Source organism: Pseudomonas sp. NBB, from assembly GCF_032701105.1.
Lineage (GTDB): Bacteria > Pseudomonadota > Gammaproteobacteria > Pseudomonadales > Pseudomonadaceae > Aquipseudomonas > Aquipseudomonas asiatica.
This window is the reverse complement of sequence record NZ_CP103994.1, coordinates 3,039,016-3,058,289: the sequence shown is the minus strand read 5'-3', so window position 1 is coordinate 3,058,289 and position 19,274 is coordinate 3,039,016. Positions and strand designations below refer to the sequence as shown.

The 19,274-nt window shown below is 64.5% G+C and carries 15 protein-coding genes and 1 pseudogene; 8 read left to right on the top strand and 8 right to left on the bottom strand.

Annotated features, from left to right (window positions below):
- The first annotated feature begins 24 nt into the window (after positions 1 to 24).
- From NY023_RS14435 to NY023_RS14415, 5 genes are all read left to right on the top strand, one after another.
- The gene (locus NY023_RS14435) at positions 25 to 1,275 is read left to right on the top strand and encodes an OprD family porin (RefSeq protein ID WP_013972672.1); all 1,251 of its coding nucleotides are present in this window, start codon (positions 25 to 27) and stop codon (positions 1,273 to 1,275) included.
- A gap of 269 nt (positions 1,276 to 1,544) precedes the next feature.
- Positions 1,545 to 2,621, top strand: a complete 1,077-nt coding sequence (locus NY023_RS14430) for a metal-dependent hydrolase (protein WP_041505920.1) — start codon at positions 1,545 to 1,547, stop codon at positions 2,619 to 2,621.
- 3 nt (positions 2,622 to 2,624) lie between these two features.
- Positions 2,625 to 3,317, top strand: a complete 693-nt coding sequence (locus NY023_RS14425; protein ID WP_013972670.1) for a TraX family protein — start codon at positions 2,625 to 2,627, stop codon at positions 3,315 to 3,317.
- 77 nt (positions 3,318 to 3,394) lie between these two features.
- Positions 3,395 to 4,306 (top strand): LysR family transcriptional regulator, encoded by a 912-nt coding sequence (locus tag NY023_RS14420; protein WP_013972669.1) that lies wholly within the window; start codon positions 3,395 to 3,397, stop codon positions 4,304 to 4,306.
- A gap of 100 nt (positions 4,307 to 4,406) precedes the next feature.
- Positions 4,407 to 5,387 (top strand): LLM class flavin-dependent oxidoreductase, encoded by a 981-nt coding sequence (locus NY023_RS14415; RefSeq protein ID WP_013972668.1) that lies wholly within the window; start codon positions 4,407 to 4,409, stop codon positions 5,385 to 5,387.
- A gap of 64 nt (positions 5,388 to 5,451) precedes the next feature.
- Here the strand turns inward: NY023_RS14415 and NY023_RS14410 are convergent.
- From NY023_RS14410 to NY023_RS14390, 5 genes and pseudogenes are all read right to left on the bottom strand, one after another.
- Positions 5,452 to 5,793, bottom strand: a pseudogene (locus NY023_RS14410) (alkene reductase); the annotation flags it as partial.
- A gap of 98 nt (positions 5,794 to 5,891) precedes the next feature.
- The gene (locus NY023_RS14405) at positions 5,892 to 6,773 is read right to left on the bottom strand and encodes an RHS repeat-associated core domain-containing protein (RefSeq protein WP_080563782.1); all 882 of its coding nucleotides are present in this window, start codon (positions 6,771 to 6,773) and stop codon (positions 5,892 to 5,894) included.
- A 122-nt stretch (positions 6,774 to 6,895) separates the two neighbouring features.
- On the bottom strand, positions 6,896 to 7,906 hold the full coding sequence (locus NY023_RS14400; protein ID WP_013972666.1) for an aldo/keto reductase: 1,011 nt from the start codon (positions 7,904 to 7,906) through the stop codon (positions 6,896 to 6,898).
- Positions 7,907 to 7,977: 71 nt separating this feature from the next.
- Positions 7,978 to 9,498: an FAD-dependent oxidoreductase gene (locus NY023_RS14395; RefSeq protein ID WP_013972665.1), complete on the bottom strand. Its 1,521-nt coding sequence runs from the start codon at positions 9,496 to 9,498 to the stop codon at positions 7,978 to 7,980.
- A 197-nt stretch (positions 9,499 to 9,695) separates the two neighbouring features.
- The gene (locus NY023_RS14390) at positions 9,696 to 11,024 is read right to left on the bottom strand and encodes an MFS transporter (RefSeq protein ID WP_013972664.1); all 1,329 of its coding nucleotides are present in this window, start codon (positions 11,022 to 11,024) and stop codon (positions 9,696 to 9,698) included.
- Positions 11,025 to 11,187: 163 nt separating this feature from the next.
- Between NY023_RS14390 and NY023_RS14385 the strand changes: the two genes are divergently transcribed.
- The 3 genes from NY023_RS14385 (at position 11,188) to NY023_RS14375 (ending at position 14,730) form a co-directional block, all read left to right on the top strand.
- Positions 11,188 to 12,285: a sugar diacid recognition domain-containing protein gene (locus NY023_RS14385; RefSeq protein ID WP_013972663.1), complete on the top strand. Its 1,098-nt coding sequence runs from the start codon at positions 11,188 to 11,190 to the stop codon at positions 12,283 to 12,285.
- A gap of 222 nt (positions 12,286 to 12,507) precedes the next feature.
- Positions 12,508 to 13,647, top strand: a complete 1,140-nt coding sequence (locus NY023_RS14380) for a glycerate kinase (RefSeq protein WP_013972662.1) — start codon at positions 12,508 to 12,510, stop codon at positions 13,645 to 13,647.
- Between the two features lie 165 nt (positions 13,648 to 13,812).
- Positions 13,813 to 14,730 carry an SMP-30/gluconolactonase/LRE family protein gene (locus tag NY023_RS14375; RefSeq protein ID WP_230397105.1) on the top strand — a complete coding sequence of 306 codons (918 nt, stop codon included), beginning with the start codon at positions 13,813 to 13,815 and terminating at the stop codon, positions 14,728 to 14,730.
- Here NY023_RS14375 and NY023_RS14370 read toward each other — a convergent pair.
- The 3 genes from NY023_RS14370 to NY023_RS14360 all read right to left on the bottom strand — a co-directional run bounded on the left by NY023_RS14370 (position 14,720) and on the right by NY023_RS14360 (position 19,144).
- Positions 14,720 to 15,670 (bottom strand): site-specific integrase, encoded by a 951-nt coding sequence (locus NY023_RS14370; RefSeq protein WP_013972660.1) that lies wholly within the window; start codon positions 15,668 to 15,670, stop codon positions 14,720 to 14,722. The genes NY023_RS14375 and NY023_RS14370 overlap by 11 nt on opposite strands.
- A gap of 87 nt (positions 15,671 to 15,757) precedes the next feature.
- Positions 15,758 to 18,079: a putative bifunctional diguanylate cyclase/phosphodiesterase gene (locus tag NY023_RS14365; protein WP_013972659.1), complete on the bottom strand. Its 2,322-nt coding sequence runs from the start codon at positions 18,077 to 18,079 to the stop codon at positions 15,758 to 15,760.
- An 81-nt stretch (positions 18,080 to 18,160) separates the two neighbouring features.
- Positions 18,161 to 19,144, bottom strand: coding sequence for an SCO family protein (locus tag NY023_RS14360; RefSeq protein WP_038409654.1), 984 nt, complete (start codon positions 19,142 to 19,144; stop codon positions 18,161 to 18,163).
- Positions 19,145 to 19,274: the final 130 nt, after the last annotated feature.

Here is a 19,274-nt window from a genome sequence, read left to right as displayed (position 1 = left end):
AAACAAGATCAAGAGAGCTTCGGAATGAACCACACCCCTTGCGTCGCCCTGGGCCTGACTTTGCTCAGCCAACCGTTGCTGGCCGCCGAAGGCGGCTTCTTCGAAGATTCGAAGGCCACCCTGAGTGCCCGTAACTACTACTTCAGCCGCGACTTCTCCGACATCGTCGGGGCAAACCGGCAATCCAAGGCCGAGGAGTGGGCCCAGGGCTTCATCCTCGACTTCAAGTCGGGCTACACCCCGGGCACGGTCGGCTTTGGCATTGATGCCCTGGGCCTGCTGGGCATCAAGCTCGACAGCAGCCCAGACCGCACCAACACCGGGTTGCTGCCGGTGCACGGCGATGGCCGCGCCGCCGACGAATACAGCCGCCTGGCGCCCACCTTCAAGGCCCGGCTGTCCAAAACCGAATTGCGCGTCGGCGAACTGCAACCCAACCTGCCGGTGCTGACCTTCAGCGACATCCGCCTGTTGCCACCGACCTACCAGGGCGCCAGCCTGAGCTCGGCGGAAATCGACGGCCTGACCGTGCAGGCCGGGCACCTGAAAAGCACCCACCTGCGCAACGAAGGCGGCGACGGCAAGATGAACGCCATGCTCGGCCATGTGCCGATCCGCCAGGTAGAAAGCGACGCCTTCAACTACCTGGGCGGGGACTATGTGTTCAATGCCAACCAGAGCAGCGTCAGCCTGTGGTATGGGCAGCTTGAGGACATTTACGAACAGGGCTTTGTCGGCCTCAAGCACAGCAAGCCCCTGGGCAACTGGGTGCTCAGTGCCAACCTGGGGTATTTCACCGCGCGCGAGGACGGCGATGCGTTGCTCGGCAATATCGACAACCAGGCGTTCTTTTCGATGTTCACTGCCCGGCATGGCGGGCACAGCTTCCATGCCGGCTACCAGGGCATTTATGGCGACAGCCCTTTCCCACGGGTGTTCGCCAACATCTCGCCGCTGGGTAACGAAGTACCGACCTATGAGTTCGCCTACACCGACGAACGCTCGTACCAGGTGCGCTACGACTACAACTTCGCGGCCATGGGCGTGCCGGGGCTGACCGCGACCGTGCGCTACATAACCGGTAACAATGTCGATACCGGGCTGGGTTACGAAGGGCGCGACCGCGAGCGCGACCTGGACATCGGTTATGCGGTGCAGGGCGGTGTGCTGAAGGGGCTGGGGATCCGGGTGCGCAATGCCATGGCCCGGTCCAACTACCGCAGCGACATCGACGAGAACCGTCTGACGCTGGTGTACACCTGGCAGTTGTTCTGACGCATCCACAGGTTGCCAGCGGGACCTTTGTGGGAGCGGCTTTAGCCGCGAACACCGGCGCAGCCGGTGCCATGCACCGCGTTGGATTCTTCGCGGCTAAAGCCGCTCCCATAGGGTATGCGGAGTGCTTGCAATGTCAGTTATCTACGCGACAGCGCAGCCCAAAGGGCTGGGCCATCTCCCATAATGAAAGCCCATAACCAAGGGAATTGCGCATCAGGGCGGGATGAAGGTAGCTTCTGGAAACCACCTTTTCAGGAATGCCACCCTTGGACTCCATCACCCAGGCCGTACTCGGCGCGGCCTTGCAAGGTACCGTGCTCGGCCGCATCCAGGGCCGCCGCTCGCTGTTGTATGGTGCGGCGCTGGGCACGCTTCCCGACCTGGACGTGATCATCCGCTACGCCGACCCGGTGTCGCAGATGACCTACCACCGCGGCTTTTCTCATTCCTTGTTCGTGCTCACCGGCCTGGCCTTGCTGCTGGCCTGGCTGGTCAACAAATGCTGGCCAGGCAAAGGCTATACCTTGCCCAGGCTGTTCCTGGCGTTCTGGCTGGTGCTGGTCACCCACCCGTTGCTCGACGCCTTCACGGTCTACGGCACGCAGTTGTTCTGGCCCTTGCAGGCCACCCCGGAAAGCTGGGCGGCGGTGTTCATCATCGACCCGGTCTACACCGTGCCACTGCTGGCCGCGGTGATCTACGCAAGCATAAAGGGGCTGACAAGCAAGGCGGTGCAGCTAATGACCTTGGCCTTGCTCTTCAGCGCAGCCTACCTGGGGTTCGGCCTGGCCGGACGCATGGCGGCCGAGCAGCGGTTCCAGGCTGCCCTCGACCGCCAAGGCATCGCCGTCAGCCAGGTGCGTGCCGTGCCGATAGCGTTCAACAGCCTGGTCTGGCGGGTGCTGGCCAAGACCCCGGATGGCGATTACTACGAAGGCATCAGCAGCGGGTTCGACCAGCACCCGCCAGAAATGCAACGTTTGCCGCGTAATCTTCAACTGGCGCAAGCGCTGGCCGGGCACCCGTTGCACCAGCGCTTGCGCTGGTTCACCGATGACTGGCTGCGCTACGACCAGGTCGGCGATGCGCTGGTGGTCAGCGACCTGCGCATGGGCATCCCGGGTAACTACACGTTCCGCTTCAACATGGCCCACCGAGACAGCCAGGGGCACTGGATTACCGATGTGCCGTCGCTGTGGGAGGGTGCCGGGCCAAGGGCGGCGTTCAATGGCGACGACCTGGTGCTGATCTGGCGACGGATCGTCGAGCAGCAGCCACCTTTGCCGCTGGCCGCCTGGACCGATCGCTACCTGGGGCCTGCCACAGGCGAGCGCGGGCGCTGAGGCGTGCGTTCAGCCGGGCTGGACCTGGTCAAGTGGACGGCGATGCTGACCATGGTCGCCGACCACCTGCGTTTTCTGTGGCCTGATGCCGATGGCTTGTTCGTGGTTGGCCGGTTGGCGTTTCCACTGTTTTGCCTGGCGATTGCGGTGAATGTGGCGCGCACCAGGTGCGGGACGCTCTATACCCGCGGCAACCTGCGTTATCTGGGGCTGATGCTGGTGTTCGCGGTGCTGTCGGAACCTGCGTACCGTTGGCTGGACAGTGGTTCTTCAACATTCAGCGTGATGCCGACCCTGGTGTTGGGGTTGCTGGTTGCCTGGGGTGTGCATCATCCGTTGATTTCGGCGCGCGTGCTTGGCTTTGCCGGTCTGCTTGCAGGGTGGCTGTTCAGCGAACAGCTGATGTACGGGCTGCCGGGGGTGATGCTGCCGGGCGCCTGGTTGATGGCCCGGCGCAAGGAAGGGGCGGCCTGGTTGTTGCCCTGCCTGTTGGCCATGGGGGGGAACCTGACCAACAGCTGGTTGCAGGAGCATCTGTTGGCGCCGTTTACCGTGCTGACGCTGATGGCCGCGGCCTTGGCGATTCCGCTCGGGTGGTCGTTGCTGCGTCAGGAGGGTTGGCGGGTGCCTGCGGTGGGGCGTTGGGGTTACCTGTTCTATCCGGTGCATTTACTGGTGATCAAGGTCTTCGCTTGATCGCTCTCGACAGCCCTGCTTGCATTTCACAAATCCATACCTATCTAAACCAGCCGCACCAGACTCAGGAACCACCCATGGAACCCAACCGCTTCGGCGACATCGCCGCCTTCGTCAGCGCCGCGAGGGCCGGTAGTTTTACCGCCGCCGCCGCCACCTTGGGCCTGACGCGCTCGGCGGTGGGCAAGAGCATCGCTCGCCTGGAGGCGCGCATGGCCGTGCGCTTGCTCAACCGCACCACGCGCAAGCTGAGCCTGACCGACGAGGGCCTGGTGGCCTACGAGCGCTGGCGGCAGATTCTGGATGACCTGGACGAGGTGGAAAGCACCATGGCCCAGCGCCGTGGCAAGCCCACCGGCACCCTGCGCCTGACAGCACCCCTGTCGTTCGGCCAGCGCCATGTGCTGCCGATTCTCGACCGTTACCTGAAGCAGTGGCCCGAGCTGCGCGCGGATATACGCTTCACCGACCGTTTCGTCGACCTGGTCGAGGAGGGTATCGACGTTGCGGTGCGTATCGGTGTACCGAAGGAAGACTCGCAACTCTTGACCCGTACGGTGGCCTGGCAGCAGTTCGTCACCTGCGCCTCGCCCGCATACCTGGACGAACGCGGCGTACCACAGGTGCCCGGCGACCTCTACGGCCATGACAAGATCGCCTTCCTGGCCGGCGAAAAGGTCATGCCGTGGCGCTTTCATACCGAAGCGGGACTGCACCTGTGCGAAGACCCCGGGCGGCTGAACATCGACAGCTCCGAGGCGATGCTCGCCGGCGCCCGGGCGGGTTTCGGGCTGGTTCACCTGCCCACCTACATCACCGGCGACGACCTGCGCGACGGCACCCTGGTGGAGGTGCTGCAAGCCTATCGGCCACCGGCGGACCCGATTCGCATCGTCTACCCAAGCAAGCGCCACCTGTCGCCACGGGTACGCGGCTTCATTGACCTGCTGGTAGCCAGCTGGGAACCGGGCGTGCCCTGGGAAGACTGATTGGGGAATGGCAGGCCCCTATGCCGGGCCTGAAGCCGGGTTTATCACTGGCTGCGCAGCAGGGAAACTGGCAGTCACTGATAATCCCTGTGGAGACCCCATGACTGCACTGTCCGTACTGGACCTGGTCATGATCGGCGAAGGCAAGACCTTCGCCGACGCGATCGAAGAGTCCCGCCAACTGGCGCGCCATGTCGAGCAACAGCACTACAGCCGCTACTGGATCGCCGAGCACCACGACATGCCGGGCATCGGCTCGGCCGCCACGTCACTGGTCATCAACGAAATCGCCAACGCCACCCGGCATATCCGCGTTGGCGCCGGTGGCATCATGCTGCCCAACCACGCGCCGCTTGTTGTGGCCGAGCAGTTCGGTACGCTCGACACCCTGCACCCTGGCCGCATCGACCTGGGCCTCGGCCGTGCGCCGGGCAGCTCCGGGCCTACCGTGCGCGCCTTGCGTGGTGCTGCGCCAGAGCGCGACTTCAGCCAGGACATCGCCGAACTGCGCGACTACCTGGCTGACAATGGCAAACGGCGGGTACGCGGCGTGCCTGGCAAGCATGACATACCGGTGTGGATTCTCGGCTCCAGCCTGTTCGGTGCCGACCTGGCAGCGAAACTGGGCCTGCCCTATGCCTTCGCCTCGCACTTTGCCCCGCGCTACCTGCTGCAGGCCATTGCCCATTACCGGGCCAACTTCCAGCCTTCGGCACAACTGGCCAAGCCGTATGTGATGGTGGGCATGAACCTGTTCGCCGCCGACAGCGATGCCGAGGCGGATTATCTGGCCAGCTCCCATCGCAAGTGGATGCTGGACTTGCATGTCGGGCGCTTCGGCCTGTTGCCCAAGCCGCAGGAGGGGTATGTCGAGAGCCTGCCGGGCCATGAGCGCGAGGTACTCGAGCAGGTGATGGCCTGCACCGTGGCCGGCGGGCCGGAGCGGGTAAGGGAAGGGTTGCGCACCCTGATCGAGCAGACCGGTGCGGATGAACTGATGATCGACTGCCGCATCCACGACCCGCTGGCACGGCAGCGTTCGCATGCCTATGCCGCGCAGGCCCTGGCTGAACTGAGCTAAGCCTACAGGCCTCTTCGCGGGCACCGGCAACAAAAAGGGAGCCCATGAGCTCCCTTTTTCAGCATCAAGGCTGCTTGAGGAACGGATAATCCGTATACCCCTCAGCCCCATTGGCATAATCGAACTGCGCCCGGTGCGCATTCAACGGCGCCTGCACCCGCAGCCGCTCTACAAGGTCCGGGTTGGCAATGAAGCAGGGCCCGAACGCTACGGCATCGATCAAGCCACGCCCGATCAGGTCTTCACCTTTCTCGGCGGTGTAGGCACCGGCAGCAATGATCACCCCCGGGTAGACCGCACGAATCGCTTGGCGGAATTCGTCACGCAGCGGCTTGCCACCGGCCCAGTCCGGTTCGGACAGGTGCAGGTAGGCAAGGTTGCGCTTGGCCAGTTCGCGGATAGAAAACCAATGGTGCGCACGATACCGGGGTGACTGGGGAAAGGGGGACCGGGAGCCCGGCATTGGGCTCCCCATGGTGATAGAGACTGGCAGCCAATCTTCAGTCAGTTCTTCCTTGTAAGAAGTACTGCAGCTGTTATACCTCCGACAATACCGATAACTGCAAGAATGGATATCGCTGGATACCTTCTGGCGATGCTGTAGGGAAGATAGATCGCGATCTGGAGATTTTGCATGATAGTGCCTGGTCGATTCCACGCCTGACTGAGGTTAAAACTCTCCCTCTCATTGAGGTTTGCAGGACTTTCCCCTCCTGAACCTATTCGTCTCAATTCAGTTTCTTGCGGACGCGCTCCTGCAGCTTGGTGGCCTCTGTGGGCTGACTGATGGCTGGACTGGTTGGAGATGTTCAACGACGAACTTGGTGGCGGATTACTGCCACCTCGCGCAGAGTTTCGGTTTGGAGAAATTCTTGAAACCAGTCTTGAAAAAAGTGTTGAAGGACGTCCTGAAGGAAGTCTTGGCGGAGAAGAAACATAAAACCTGCGCAACCCTGTCGGATCGGCGAAATTCACAGGGTCACCTTCGCAGTAGGTATAGCAATTGGTTCCCCCTTCCCCGAACGGGCTCAATGGGTCGGGACTGTTGAATCTTGCCCTGGCGAGATAAAACCGTTTGGCTTGCCCAAGCGGATAGCCGAGCGTCACGACATCCAGATACTCGCCATTGAAGCCTGCGAGTACCTTCCCCGAATCATCAGGAGAAAAACCGTAAGGCGTGTAAGCACGAATACGCTGTTGCCCCCGCACATTCAGCACCGATCCGTTCGAATCGGTCTGCAGCAGCATTGAATGTTCATCCGTTCTGGCGTCCAGCTGCGCAAGCAGCTTCTCGGCGTATAGCAACCTTGCGTGTTTGTCGCGATACCTGGACACCAAACGGTCCTGTTGATAGAAAAAACGGTCAGTGACGGCGGTGGATGACATGGCTACGCCCCGTTCAAGTGAGTGACCTCACCCTATGCAGAGCAGCACTGGTGGACAACTGGCAGAAATACCAGGCCGCGCCTTGTGACTGCTGCTCGATGCCACGCGTGTGTTGACAAGTGTTAATGCACGGTAATTCTGCCGCTAACAAAATGCGCCACATCATTGAACCCCGGCGTCGACGCATGCCCTGGTGTGACCAGCGAATCAATGAACGCTTCATCCTCCGCCGTGATCTTCACTGCCAGCGCCCCGCCATAGGTATCCCACTGTTCTTCCGTCCGCGGCCCGACAATCGCCGAACTGACCAGCCGATTGTTCAGTACCCAGGCAATCGCGAACTCGACGATACCCACGCCCTTGGCTTCCACATAGGCCTGGATCTGCCGGGCAATGGCCAGCGACTCCTGGCGCCATTCCACCTCCATGATGCGCTTGTCCTGGCGCCCGGCACGGCTACCGGCATCCGGCACCGCCCCCGGCGCATATTTGCCGCTGAGCACGCCCCGCGCGAGCGGGCTGAATGGCACCACGCCCAGGCCATGGGCGGCCGCAGCGGTAAGCTGCTCCGGTTCGGCCTGGCGATTGACGATGTTGTACAGCGGCTGGCTCACCACCGGCCTGGGCACGCCCAGGCGCTCGGCAATGTGGCACGCCTCGGCGATGCGCCAGCCGCGGAAGTTGGACACGCCCCAGTAGCGGATCTTGCCTTGGCGCAGCAGGTCGCCGATGGCCTGCACGGTTTCTTCCAGCGGCACCTTGTGGTCTTCGCGGTGCAGGTAGTAGATATCCAGGTAGTCCATGTCCATGCGCGTCAGCGTGGCATCGAGGGCATTGAAGATGTGCTTGCGCGACAGGCCGCTGCGGTTGGGAAGGCCATCAGCCGGGCCAAAGCCGACCTTGCTGGCCACGATCCAGTCATGGCGATGGCGGGCCACCGCTTCGCCGACGATTTCCTCCGCGCGTCCGGCGTTGTACACGTCTGCAGTGTCGATGAAGTTGATGCCCTGGTCCCAGGCCTTGTCGATGATGCGCAGGGCGTCCTCGGTGCTGGTCTGCTCGCCGAACATCATGCTGCCCAGGGTAAGGGCGGAAACCTGCAGGCCACTGTGGCCGAGGGGGCGGTAGATCATGCGCTTGGGTCCTTGTGCGGTCGGCTGATCTACCCGTTTTACACACAACCGGGGCGCAATGAAAGGCAGCCTCAACCGATCAGCGCCAAGGCCTCCTGCAAGGTCAACGGGCGCTTCAGGCGTTGCGACAGCGTCGCCATGGCATCGGAATAGCCCTTGGCGACAACTGCCTCGACCCGCTCATCCACGCATTGCAAGGCAATGAAGTCGCCTTTTTCCGGCTCGCCGACGAACTCGATACGGTTCCAGTCCCGCGCGTGGCCCAGTACGTCGTAGGTGCGGCCGTGCTGATAGGTCCAGAAGAACGGTACGTCGGCGTAGCGGCGCTGCTCGCCGAGCATGTTGGCGGCGGCGATCACTCCATGTTGCTGGGCCAGCCGCCAGTGCTCGATACGCACCGGGCGCCCGCTGAGGGGGAAGGTGGCGATATCCCCCGCGGCCCACAGGCCATCTGCGGCGCGCATTTCGGCGTCCACTTGCACTGACTTGTCCTCGGTCAGCAGCACGCCCTGAATGAACGCGGTCGCAGGTCTTACCCCGGTGCCCAGCAGCACCAATGGCGTCTGTAGCCGCTCACCGTTGGCCAGCAGCACGGCCTCGACCTTGTCCTGGCCCTCGATCCGTTCGACCTCGGTAGGGCCGTGGAAGGTGACCCCCTTGCGTTCGTGCAACTCGCGGATGCTACGGCCAATGCGCTCGCCCAGTTGCCGGGCCAGGGGGACCTCATGGCGGGTGATCAGGTGCACCTGCACGCCGTACTTGCGCAAGGCCGACGCGGCTTCCAGGCCGATGAAGCCATCGCCGACGATCACTGCCGGCTGGCCGGGCTCGGCAGCATCCAGCAGGTGCGCGGCATCCTCCCGTGAACGCAGGGTAAATACCCCAGGCAGGTCGACGCCCGGGATATCGGGCCGCAGCGCCTTGCCGCCGGTGGCCAGCAGGCAGGCGTCATAGTCGATCTGCTGGCCGTCGGCCAGGGTGATCTGGCGCTTCTGCGTGTTCAGGGTGCGCACCTTGCCATGCTTGCGCTCCAGCTGGCCCTTGCGCAGAGCATCGGGCTCGAGCAGGGCCGGTACTTCATCGGGCGGCATCTGCCCGGCGATCACGAATTTGCTCAGGGAAGTACGATCGTAGGCTGGTTGGCGCTCCTGATCGATCCAGACCAGGCGGCCGGCAAAGCCATGGGCCAGCAGGGTGGAAACTGCGGCACTGCCCGCGGCACCAGCGCCGACCACCACGAAACAGCGGGCGTCGCTGTGGCGGGGCGGCTCGGTTCTGGGCAGGGGTTGGTCGTCGACCCAGACCTCGTCGCCCTTGACCCAGGTTTTGTAGCGGCGCAGGTCGGCCAGGGCCGGCGGCTCGCAGACCGCGCCCTCGTCCACGGCGAACGCGGCCTTGTGCCAGGGGCACACCAGCAGGCCGCCGCACACCACGCCTTCATTGAGTGGCGCGCCTTCGTGGGGGCAGTTGCCCTGGTAGGCGTGCACCTGGTCGCCCTGGCGGATGAGGATGATCTCCTCGCTGCCGGCCTGGACGCGCAGGGGGCGGTGTTCGTCGAGTTGAGCCAGTCGGGCCACGGCGTGCTGGGTCATGGGGGTTCTCCAAAGGGACCTTTGGAACCATTTGACGCCTGGGCTGGAGAGGGGATGCGTTGAGCTGACGATCGGTGGAGGGTGTGGATTGTGTGTGGCCTGGGCGGGCCTCTTCGCGGGTGAACCCGCTCCCACATGGATCCCACAATCTTCAAGTTGGTGGTGATCCTGTGGGAGCGGGTTTACCCGCGAATGCCTCAACTGGCCCTTGCAGTACTCAGCGCACCAGCCCGGGTAACCCGCAAGGCCACCAGGCTACCCAGCACGATCAACGCCGCCAGCGAATACAGCGCAGCATCGGTCGAGCCGGTCTGGTCCTTGATGAAACCGACCAGGTACGGGCTGAGGAAACCGGCCATCTGGCCCACCGAGTTGATGATCGCAAGGCCCGCGACAGCCGCGCCGGCGCTGAGCAGCGCGGTGGGCATCGGCCAGAACATCGGCAGGCCGGTGAGCGCGCCCATGGTGGCGATCGACAGGCCGAGGATGGCAATGGTCGGGTTGCCGGCGAAGTTCACCGCGATCAGCAGGCCGATGGCGCCCATCAGCATCGGCACCACAAGATGCCAGCGGCGCTCATTGCGCAGGTCGGCAGAACGCCCGCAGAGGATCATGAACACGCCGGCCAGCAGGTACGGGATGGCGCTGAGCCAGCCGATCAGCAGCGGGTTGTCGAAGCCCATGTTCTTGATGATCGACGGCAGCCAGAAGTTGATCGCATACACACCGCTCTGGATGCAGAAGTAGACAAAGCCGAAGGTCCAGATCAGCGGGTTGGTCAGCACGGCGAGCACGCCGTCGCCGGTGGTACTCGGCTTGCTGGCGGCATCGGCGTCCAGGTCGGCGGCGATCAGCTGACGTTCGGACGGGCTCAGCCAGGCGGCTTTCTGGTAGCCGTCACTGAGCAGGAACACCGCCAGTACACCCAAGGCAACGGTCGGCAGGCCCTGGATCAGAAACATCCATTGCCAGCCGGCCAGGCCGTGCTGGCCGGCGGCGAAGTGTTGGAGGATCCAGCCGGAGAACGGCCCGCCGAGCAGGCCCGATACCGGGATCGCCGACATGAACAGCGCCATGATACGGCCGCGGCGGGCCGCCGGGAACCAGCGCGAAAGGTACAGCACCACGCCCGGGAAGAAGCCGGCTTCGGCGGCGCCGGTCAACAGGCGCAAGGCATAGAACTCGGTGGGCGTGGTGACGAACAGCAGGCAGGTGGAGAGGCTGCCCCAGGCGATCATCATCAGCGCGATCCAGCGCCGCGGGCCGAAGCGGTTGAGCGCCAGGTTGCTCGGCAGGCCGCATAGCACATAGCCGATGAAGAAGATGCCGGCGCCAAGGCCGTACACCGTTTCGCTGAACTTCAGGGCGTCGAGCATCTGCAGCTTGGCAAAGCCGACGTTGACGCGGTCCAGGTAGTTGAACAGGTAGCAGATGAAAATGAACGGAATCAGCCGCAGGGTGATGCGCCGGTACAGCGCGTTGCGGGTGGTGTCCGTGCCTTGGTCAGGGGCGGGGCTGTATGCCATGATCGGGTTCTCTGTTGTTATGGTTGTCGCCGCGTCGCCTGTTCCGGCGCTCGCCCTGACGAGTCTCGGGGACTGCGGCGTGCCTGTCTTTGTGCTTTTGCACAGCACTTGCACCGGGCTGCTGTGCCCGAGCCCAAATCCCTGACACCCAAAGGACCGCTCAATGTTCGAACTCGACCATGACCTGGCGCAGGATATCGTTGACCGCGCGATGGCCATTCTGCCATGCAACGTCAATGTCATGGACAGCCAAGGGTTGATCCTCGGCAGTGGCGAACCTGAGCGTATCAACACCCGCCACGAGGGTGCGCAACTGGTGCTGGCCAACGGCCGCATCGTCGAACTGGATACGGACGCTGCCAAGTGCCTCAAGGGCGTGCAGCCCGGGGTGAACCTGCCGCTGATGCTGGATGGCCGATTGATGGGCGTACTCGGCCTGACCGGTGACCCGCAGCAAGTGCGCACCTATGGCGAGCTGGTGCGCATGACCGCCGAAATGCTGCTGGCCCAGCGCCATTTGCAGGCCGACCAGCAATGGCGACGCCAGCGCTGTGACGATTTGCTGGCCCTGTTGCTGGGCGGCAGCGGCGATTCTCCCCGGTTGCTCGACGAGGCCCGGCAACTGGGCCTCAAGCCCCAGCTGCCGCGGGTACCGTGCCTGTTCGAGCTGGCCTCGGGGCCAGCCGCCGAAACCCTGGCGGCATGGTTGATGAGCCGCTACCCGGACAGTTGGTGCGTAAGCCCGGCCCGTCAGTCGTTGTTGTGGTGTCGCCCGGCAGGTGTGGCGTTGGACGAAACTCGCCTGCTGGAACGCCTGCAGCGCCATGGCTGGGACGTGGAGCGGCTGGCCCTGGGCAGTGTCGCGCAAAGCCTGGAGCAACTGCGCCGGGGTTATCGCCGGGTGCGCGACCTGTTGGCCTATGGGCGCGAGGTACTGCCCGGCGAGCGCTTGCTCAGCCTGCAGCGCTACCGGTTGCCGGCATTGCTGTGGCGGCACCGCAACGACGATGCGCTGGATGAATTGCTGGAGCCGTTGCAACGTATTCGCAGCAAGGACAGCAGCGGGCAATTGCTCACCACCCTGCGCGCCTGGTGTGCCCATGACGGCCAGAGCCAGGCCTGTGCCGATGCCCTGGGCATCCACCGCAACAGCTTGCGCTACCGCCTGGATCGGATTGCCGAGCTGGGCGAGGTCGACCCGCTGCGCATGGAAGGGATGCTTAGCCTGTACCTGGGGTTGCAGCTGCTGCCTGCCGACTGAAGGGCAGCCTGCACCGGCCCTATCGCCGGCAAGCCAGCTCCCACAGGATGCATGCTGCTCTCAGGCCTGTGTCGAACCTGTGGGAGCTGGCTTGCCGGCGATAGGGCCAGTGCAGGTGAAAGGCATCTGCCCAAACAACCCGCCCGGCGTTTTGTGCATTTGACCGAGGCCACCTTGGCAGCCACCTGTCAGCATGCCGCTCATCAGGACAGGAGAAACCCCATGAAGATCGTCATTGCCCCCGACTCGTTCAAGGACAGCCTCGACGCCGCCGGTGTCGCCCGCGCCATCGCGGCGGGCCTGGCCGAGGCCTGGCCGGAGGCCGAGTTGGTCGAGTGCCCGATGGCCGACGGTGGCGAAGGCACCATGGATGCGATTCTTGCCGCCAGCCACGGCGAGCTGCGTCGTCAGACGGTACGCGGGCCGTTGGGGCAAAGCGTGGAGGCGGGCTGGGGCTGGCTGCCGCAAAGCCGCACGGCGATCATCGAAATGGCCCAGGCCAGTGGCCTGCAACTGGTGCCCACTGGCCAGCGCGATGCCTGCCGCAGCAGCACCTGGGGTACCGGCGAGCTGATTGCCGCCGCCCTGGCCGCCGGCGCGCAAAGGGTAGTGCTGGCCATTGGCGGCAGCGCCACCAACGACGCGGGCAGCGGCATGTTGCGGGCGCTGGGCCTGCGCCTGCTGGACGCCCACGGGCAAGCGCTGGAAGAGGGCGGCCTGGCCTTGGCCAAGCTGGCCCGCATCGATGCCAGCGACCTTGACCCGCGCCTGGCCGAGGTGCAGTTCGAAGTCGCGGCAGACGTCGACAACCCGCTGTGTGGCGCCAACGGCGCATCGGCGATCTTCGGCCCGCAGAAGGGCGCCAACCCACAGCAGGTGCAGGCGCTGGACCAGGCCCTGGGGCATTTTGCCGACCATTGTGCGCAACTGCTGGGTGAGGATGTGCGGGACTACCCAGGCTGTGGCGCTGCTGGCGGCATGGGGTTCGCAGCCCGGGCCTTCATGGGCGCGCAATTCCGCCCTGGGGTGGAAGTGGTGGCCGAACTGGCCGGCCTGGATGCCTTGGTGCAAGGTGCAGACCTGGTAGTGACCGGCGAAGGGCGCTTCGACGCCCAGACCTTGCGTGGCAAGACGCCGATGGGGGTGGCTCGGGTTGCCAAGCGCCATGGGGTGCCGGTGGTGGTGCTGGCCGGGACCTTGGGTGAAGGCTACCAGCAGCTGTATGCCCATGGCGTCGACGCTGCCTTTGCCTTGGCCAGCGGGCCGATGAGCCTGGAGCAGGCTTGTGCCAATGCTGCTGAGCTGCTGCGGGCGCGGGCTTGTGATATCGGGCGGCTGTGGCGCTGCGCAACGCGAACTTGATCGACCGCTGCAGTCTGCCGCACCCCGCGCTTGGTCATTGATTTTTTTGTTGTTATCGTAGAAAGGAGAATCGAAGGTAGCCAGCAAATGCCCGTCACAGAGCCTTTCCACGATAACGTTGCGGTGTTTACCGATGCCGCACAGGGCCTGGGACTGGCCTGTTCCATGACGCTGGCGGAGGTGGGCGAGTTGCGCAACCGCCTCAAGGCCTGCCGCTACGTGCCAGTCAACGTCGCCAGCACCCGCGCCGACCTGGGCGAAAGCCTGGTCTGGGATGAAGGCAGCGGCGCGTTGTACTTCGTCGATATCTCTGGCGGGCGGATCAACCGCCTGATGCCTGATGGCCAGGCCGAGTGCCTGTACGAATCCGCGGCACGCATTGGTGCGCTGGCGCTGACCGACCAGGGCAACCTGATTTTCACCGAAGACGCCAGCGTGGCCATCTTCGACGTATCGCTGCGCAAGGTGCGCCGGCATTCGGTGTCGGTTCACCCGCGGTCGACCTACCGTTTCAACGACGGCGCCTGCGACCCGCAGGGCCGATTCGTGACCGGGCTGATGGACGATGCCCTGAGCGGCAACACCGGGGCACTGTTCCGCTTTGACGGGCAGTTGAATGATCAGGTGATCCACGACGACATGGCGTTGCCCACCGGCCTGGCCTGGTCGCAGGACGGCCATACGGTGTACTTCGTGGACTCGGCGGCGCGCTCGATCTACCGCGCCAGTTACCTGGCCGAAGGCCGGCTTGGCGCGGTCACTCTGTTTGCCGAAACCCCTGCCGAACTGGGGCGGCCGGACGGCCTTGCGCTGGACCGTGACGGCGGCCTGTGGGTGTGTCAGTACCATGGCAGTTGCCTGTTACGCTATGACCGCCATGGCCACCTCACCGACCAGGTACTGATGCCAGTGCCGTGCCCCACCAGTTGCTGCTTCGGTGGGGAGGGGATGAATACCTTGTTCATCAGCACCGCGCGCTTGGGCATGAGTGCCGAAGACTTGCAGCATTACCCCGACGCTGGCGACCTGTATGCCATCAACCCGGAAATTGGCGGCATCGCCCGTCACACCTTCAAGGAATAAGCTTTTGCGCCTGGCTGGCCGGTAGCACGGCCAGTTCGCCAAAGCGCTGCGCCGCGTCGATGTAGCGCAACGCCGACTTCGCGTCTTTCCAGCCCACATAGCTCATCAGCGCCTTCAGCTCCCAACCGTTGGCCGTGGCCCAGGTGGCAAAACCTCGGCGCAGCGAGTGCCCGGTATACAGCGCCGCCGGTACCCCGGCGCGCTCCAGCATGCGCCGCAGCAGGCCGACCAGGCTGTTGCTGTTGAGCGCGGTGTCGCCGAGGTTGCCCCAGCGGTCGAGCTTGCGGAACACCGGCCCATGGGCGATGCCGGCGACTTCCAGCCATTGCAGGTAGGCCGTGACCGGGCACAAGGCCTTGAGGGCCGGGGTGCGATGCTGTACGCCCAGGGCTTCGCGGTCGCCCTTGCTGCGCGGCAGGAACAGGGTGATGCCGACGCCGGCCTCGGCCTGGATGTGCTCCACGCGCAGGCGTGCCAGTTCATCACCCCGAAAACCGCGCCAGAAGCCCAGCAACAGCAGCGCAGCGTCGCGACGCGCCCGGCGCAGGGTGGCCAGGTCATGCTGTTCGCGGGCCTGGCGGGCTTCTTCTTCGAAGCATTGCACTGCGCTTTGCAGGTGCTGCAGCAACAGCGGCGCCGCCTGCCTGGGCGGTGTCGGGTGCAAGGTGCGGATGCCGCGCAGCACCTGGCGCACCAGCGGCGCCTTGGTCGGGTCGGGGAAACCTTGGGCGACGTGCCATTGGCTGAGCGCCGCCAGGCGCTGGCGCAGGGTACTGACGGCATGCTGGTCGGCGTGGTCGGCCAGGTAGCGGGCGATGCTCTCGGCCGTGGCCGGGAGAAAACCGCCCCAGTGGGTTTCGAAATGCTCGATGGCGGCCTGGTAGCTGCGCCGGGTGTTGTCACGGGTGGCGGCGCGGAGGTAGCGCTCGATGTCGGTCATGGTGCGGGGGCGAGTGGATGATGGGCACACGATAAACCGAAATGGATTGCCTGTCCTGGCTGCAAAGCAGCCCCAATCTGGCTTGCGTTACACGCAGGCCTTGTCCTCGACACCGTTGAAGAGCGGGTAGTCACGCAGCTGCGCCGGCGACAGCGGCCGGCTGAAGTGGTAGCCCTGGGCGATATCGCAGCCGGCAAGCTTCAGGCACACCACTTGTTCGCGGGTTTCCACGCCTTCGGCCACCACTTCCAGGCCCAGGCGTTTGGCAAGGATGATGGTGGACGATACGATCGGGCTGTCGTCGTGGCTGTTGGACAGCGGCGCAATCAGTGAGCGGTCGATCTTCAGCTTGCTCAGCGGCAGCGAATGCAGGTGGGCAAAACCGGCGTAGCCGCGGCCGAAATCGTCCAGGCTGATGCCCAGCCCGGCGTCGCGAAGAGTGTGCAGGTGCGCCACCGCCGTGCCTTCGGGGTCGAGGATGGTGGTTTCGGTGATTTCCAGCTCCAGCCGCTGCGGGGCGATGGCGTACTGCTGCAGTTCGCTCAGTAGCCGTGCAGCGAAGTCTGCCTGGCGTAGCTGCAGCGCAGATACATTGACCGCCAGCCGCGTCTTCCGGCCTTGGGCGTCCCAACCCGACAGGGCCTCGCAGGCCAGGCGCAACACCTCCCAGCCCAGCTCGACAATGAAGCCGCTGCGTTCGGCCAGGTCAATGAACCGGTCAGGGTACAGCAGGCCGAACTCCGGGTGGTCCCAACGCACCAGCGCTTCGTAGCCCAGCACCTGCTGGGTGTCGAGGCGGATCTGTGGCTGGTAGTGCAGCACGAACTGGCGCTCGGCCAGGGCGCTGCCGAAGGCCTGTTCGAGGGTGAAGGCGTGGATGTCGGCCAGGTTCAGCGATGGGTCGAAGAAACGGTACTGCGCACGCCCGGCCTGCTTGGCCGAGTACATCGCGGCATCGGCACTGCGGATCAGGCTGTCGATGTCCTGGCCGTCGCGCGGGCAGATACTCACGCCCACGCTGGGGCTGGTGTTGACCTCCTGGCCGTCCAGCGCATAGGTGGCCGACAGCTTCTGCACCAGTACGCGGACCCAGGCATTGATCTGCTCCTCGCTGCGCTCGCCGGCCAGCAGCACCACGAACTCGTCGCCACCAAAGCGCGAAGCCTCGTCGCCGGGCTCCAGCAGGCGCTGGATACGCCCGGCAACGGCCTGCAGCAGCAGGTCGCCGATCTTGTGCCCGAGCGAGTCGTTGATCGACTTGAAGCGGTCCATGTCGATGAACAGGATCGCCATCAGCCGGCGCTTGCCGCGTTGCCGGGTCAGCACCTGGCCGGCCACCTCGACGAACTGGCGGCGGTTGTGCAGGCCGCTGAGGTGGTCGGTGGCCGCGGCATGGCTGCTGCGCCGGTGTTCGTCCTCGAGGCGGTCGATCAACTGCTGGTTGACCTGCTGCGCCTGTTCCAGCGCGCTGAAGGCCTCCTGGCGCTTGCGCAACAGGCGCAAGGTCCACAGCAGGCTGGCGAGGATCATCAGGGTCATGCTCAGGTTCAACCAGAACTGCCGGGAATAGGCCAGCGTCGAGGGCGCGAGGATTTCGTCCTGGCGCTGGCTGACCACCACGCTGAAACCCCGCTCGGGCAGGCGTCGGTACAGGCTCTGGTAGGGGGCGCCGGCCGCGTACTGGGTCAGCATGCCTGCTTCACTGCCGCTGTCCGGCAGCCCGGGCAGCAGTGCGTCACCGGCCACCACGCCGCTGCTATCGATGCGCACCCGCTCCAGGCCGTCATCCTGCAGCAGGCGCACCAGCCCGCTGCCGCCCAGGTCGATGTGCTGCAGCAGCACCGCCAGGTAGCCGATGTCCAGCTGCACCACCAGGATATTGTCGATTTCGCGACCCGGCGGGTTGGTCAGCGGCAGCAGGAAGGGCAGGTGCCAGTTGGGCACGGTGGTCGCTTGCCCGGGGGGCTGCACGCTGGGCAGGAACGGTTTGAAACCGTAGCGGGCAACGTGCCGCTGCAGCTGGCGCAGCCAGTCTTCGGGCAGCTCGGCGGCCTCGTCGGCATGGCTGGCCGACAACAGCCGGCCTTGCCGGTCGTACAGGCTCATGCGCTTGAATACCGGGTCTTCGGCAAGCATGCGCGCCAGGCTGACGCTGCCCTGGCTCAGCATCTTCATGTCGTCCTGGGCGACCCGGCCCACGGCCTGGGCGCGATCCACCAACTGGCGCAGGCTTTCGCCAACGATACTGGCCAGGTTCAGGTGCTCGGCGGCCTTGGCCGACAGCGTGTCCTGGCGGGCGGCAACCTTCTGCGAAACATGCAGCCCCCAGACAAAGGCCAGGGTGGCTGCACAGAGCATCAGGATCAGCAGCCGCAGAAGGCTGGCGGATGAAAGCGAACGGCGAATCACTGCTGATAGTTCCCAACCCTGGGTGATGGTCGAAAAATACGACAGTAAGATGACAGCCTAATGACTGGTGGCCAATTGCCTTTAAGGATTTCCCTTATCGGCCAGCGGCGTCTGCAGGCGCGCAGTTTCTTCCTCCATGTAACTCATCAGCGCGCTGACTTCGGTATCGCCCAGGCGCATGTTGGGCATGGCCACGCGGTTGTATTGTTCGTACAGCAGCATGGCCAGGGGGTCTTTCTGGGCCAGCATCTGGTCGGGCTCCTTCAGCCAGCGGGTCAGCCAGTTGGCATCACGCTGGCGGGTCACGCCGAGCAGGTCGGGGCCGATGCCGGGTTGTCCGGGCTCGGCATTGCCCAGGGTGTGGCAGGACGAGCAGCGGGTACGGAAGAGTTGCTCGCCACTGCTGGGTGCGCGCACCTCGGGAGCCTGGGCGTAGTCATTGGCCATGGCACTGGCCTGTTTCCAGTTGTGCAGGCTGTTGCCCAGGCGGTCGGCGAGAATGTACGGGTTTTCGAAGGGCGAGGCCTTCATCCAGCGGCCGGTGGCCTGGTTGCCGATGATCAGGCTCAGGTTGTGGTCCTTGGAGCGGCCGTTTTCCAGGCCATCGATGTACAGGCCCAGGCTGCGGCGCAATTGTTCGATATCGGCCGGCTCGCCGGTGAGCAGCGTCCAGCCGGGGCCGATACCAAACTTTTCGGCGTAGCGCTTGAGGGTGGCGGGGGTGTCGTTGTAGGGGTCGATGCTGATGGAGTAGAGGAAGATGTCCTTGCCGACCCGGTCACCGAGGATTTTCTGCACCTGACGCAGGCGCGCGGTTTCCACCGGGCAGGAGTCGGAGCAGCCGGTGAAGATGAAGTTGATGGCGACCACCCTGTCCTTGATCAGGTCGTCGAAGAAATGCACCTTTTCACCGTCCTGGGTGAGCAGCGAGATGTTGGGGAAATAGTTTGCGCCCCAGGGAGTTGCAGCTTCCTCGGCCACGGGTTGCTGTGGTTGCAACGGCCAGAACGGGATACTGGCGGCGAACAGCGAGAGCACCAGCAGGAAACGCCATGAGCCGGACATGATGCGGTCCTCGTCGATAACGGTAGCGGGGCTGCCATGCAGCCCATCGCCGGCAAGCCGGCTCCCACAGGGGGCGAGATGGAAGCCAGCATCCACAAGGACTGCACATGCTTGAAGCCGATGCGGTCGA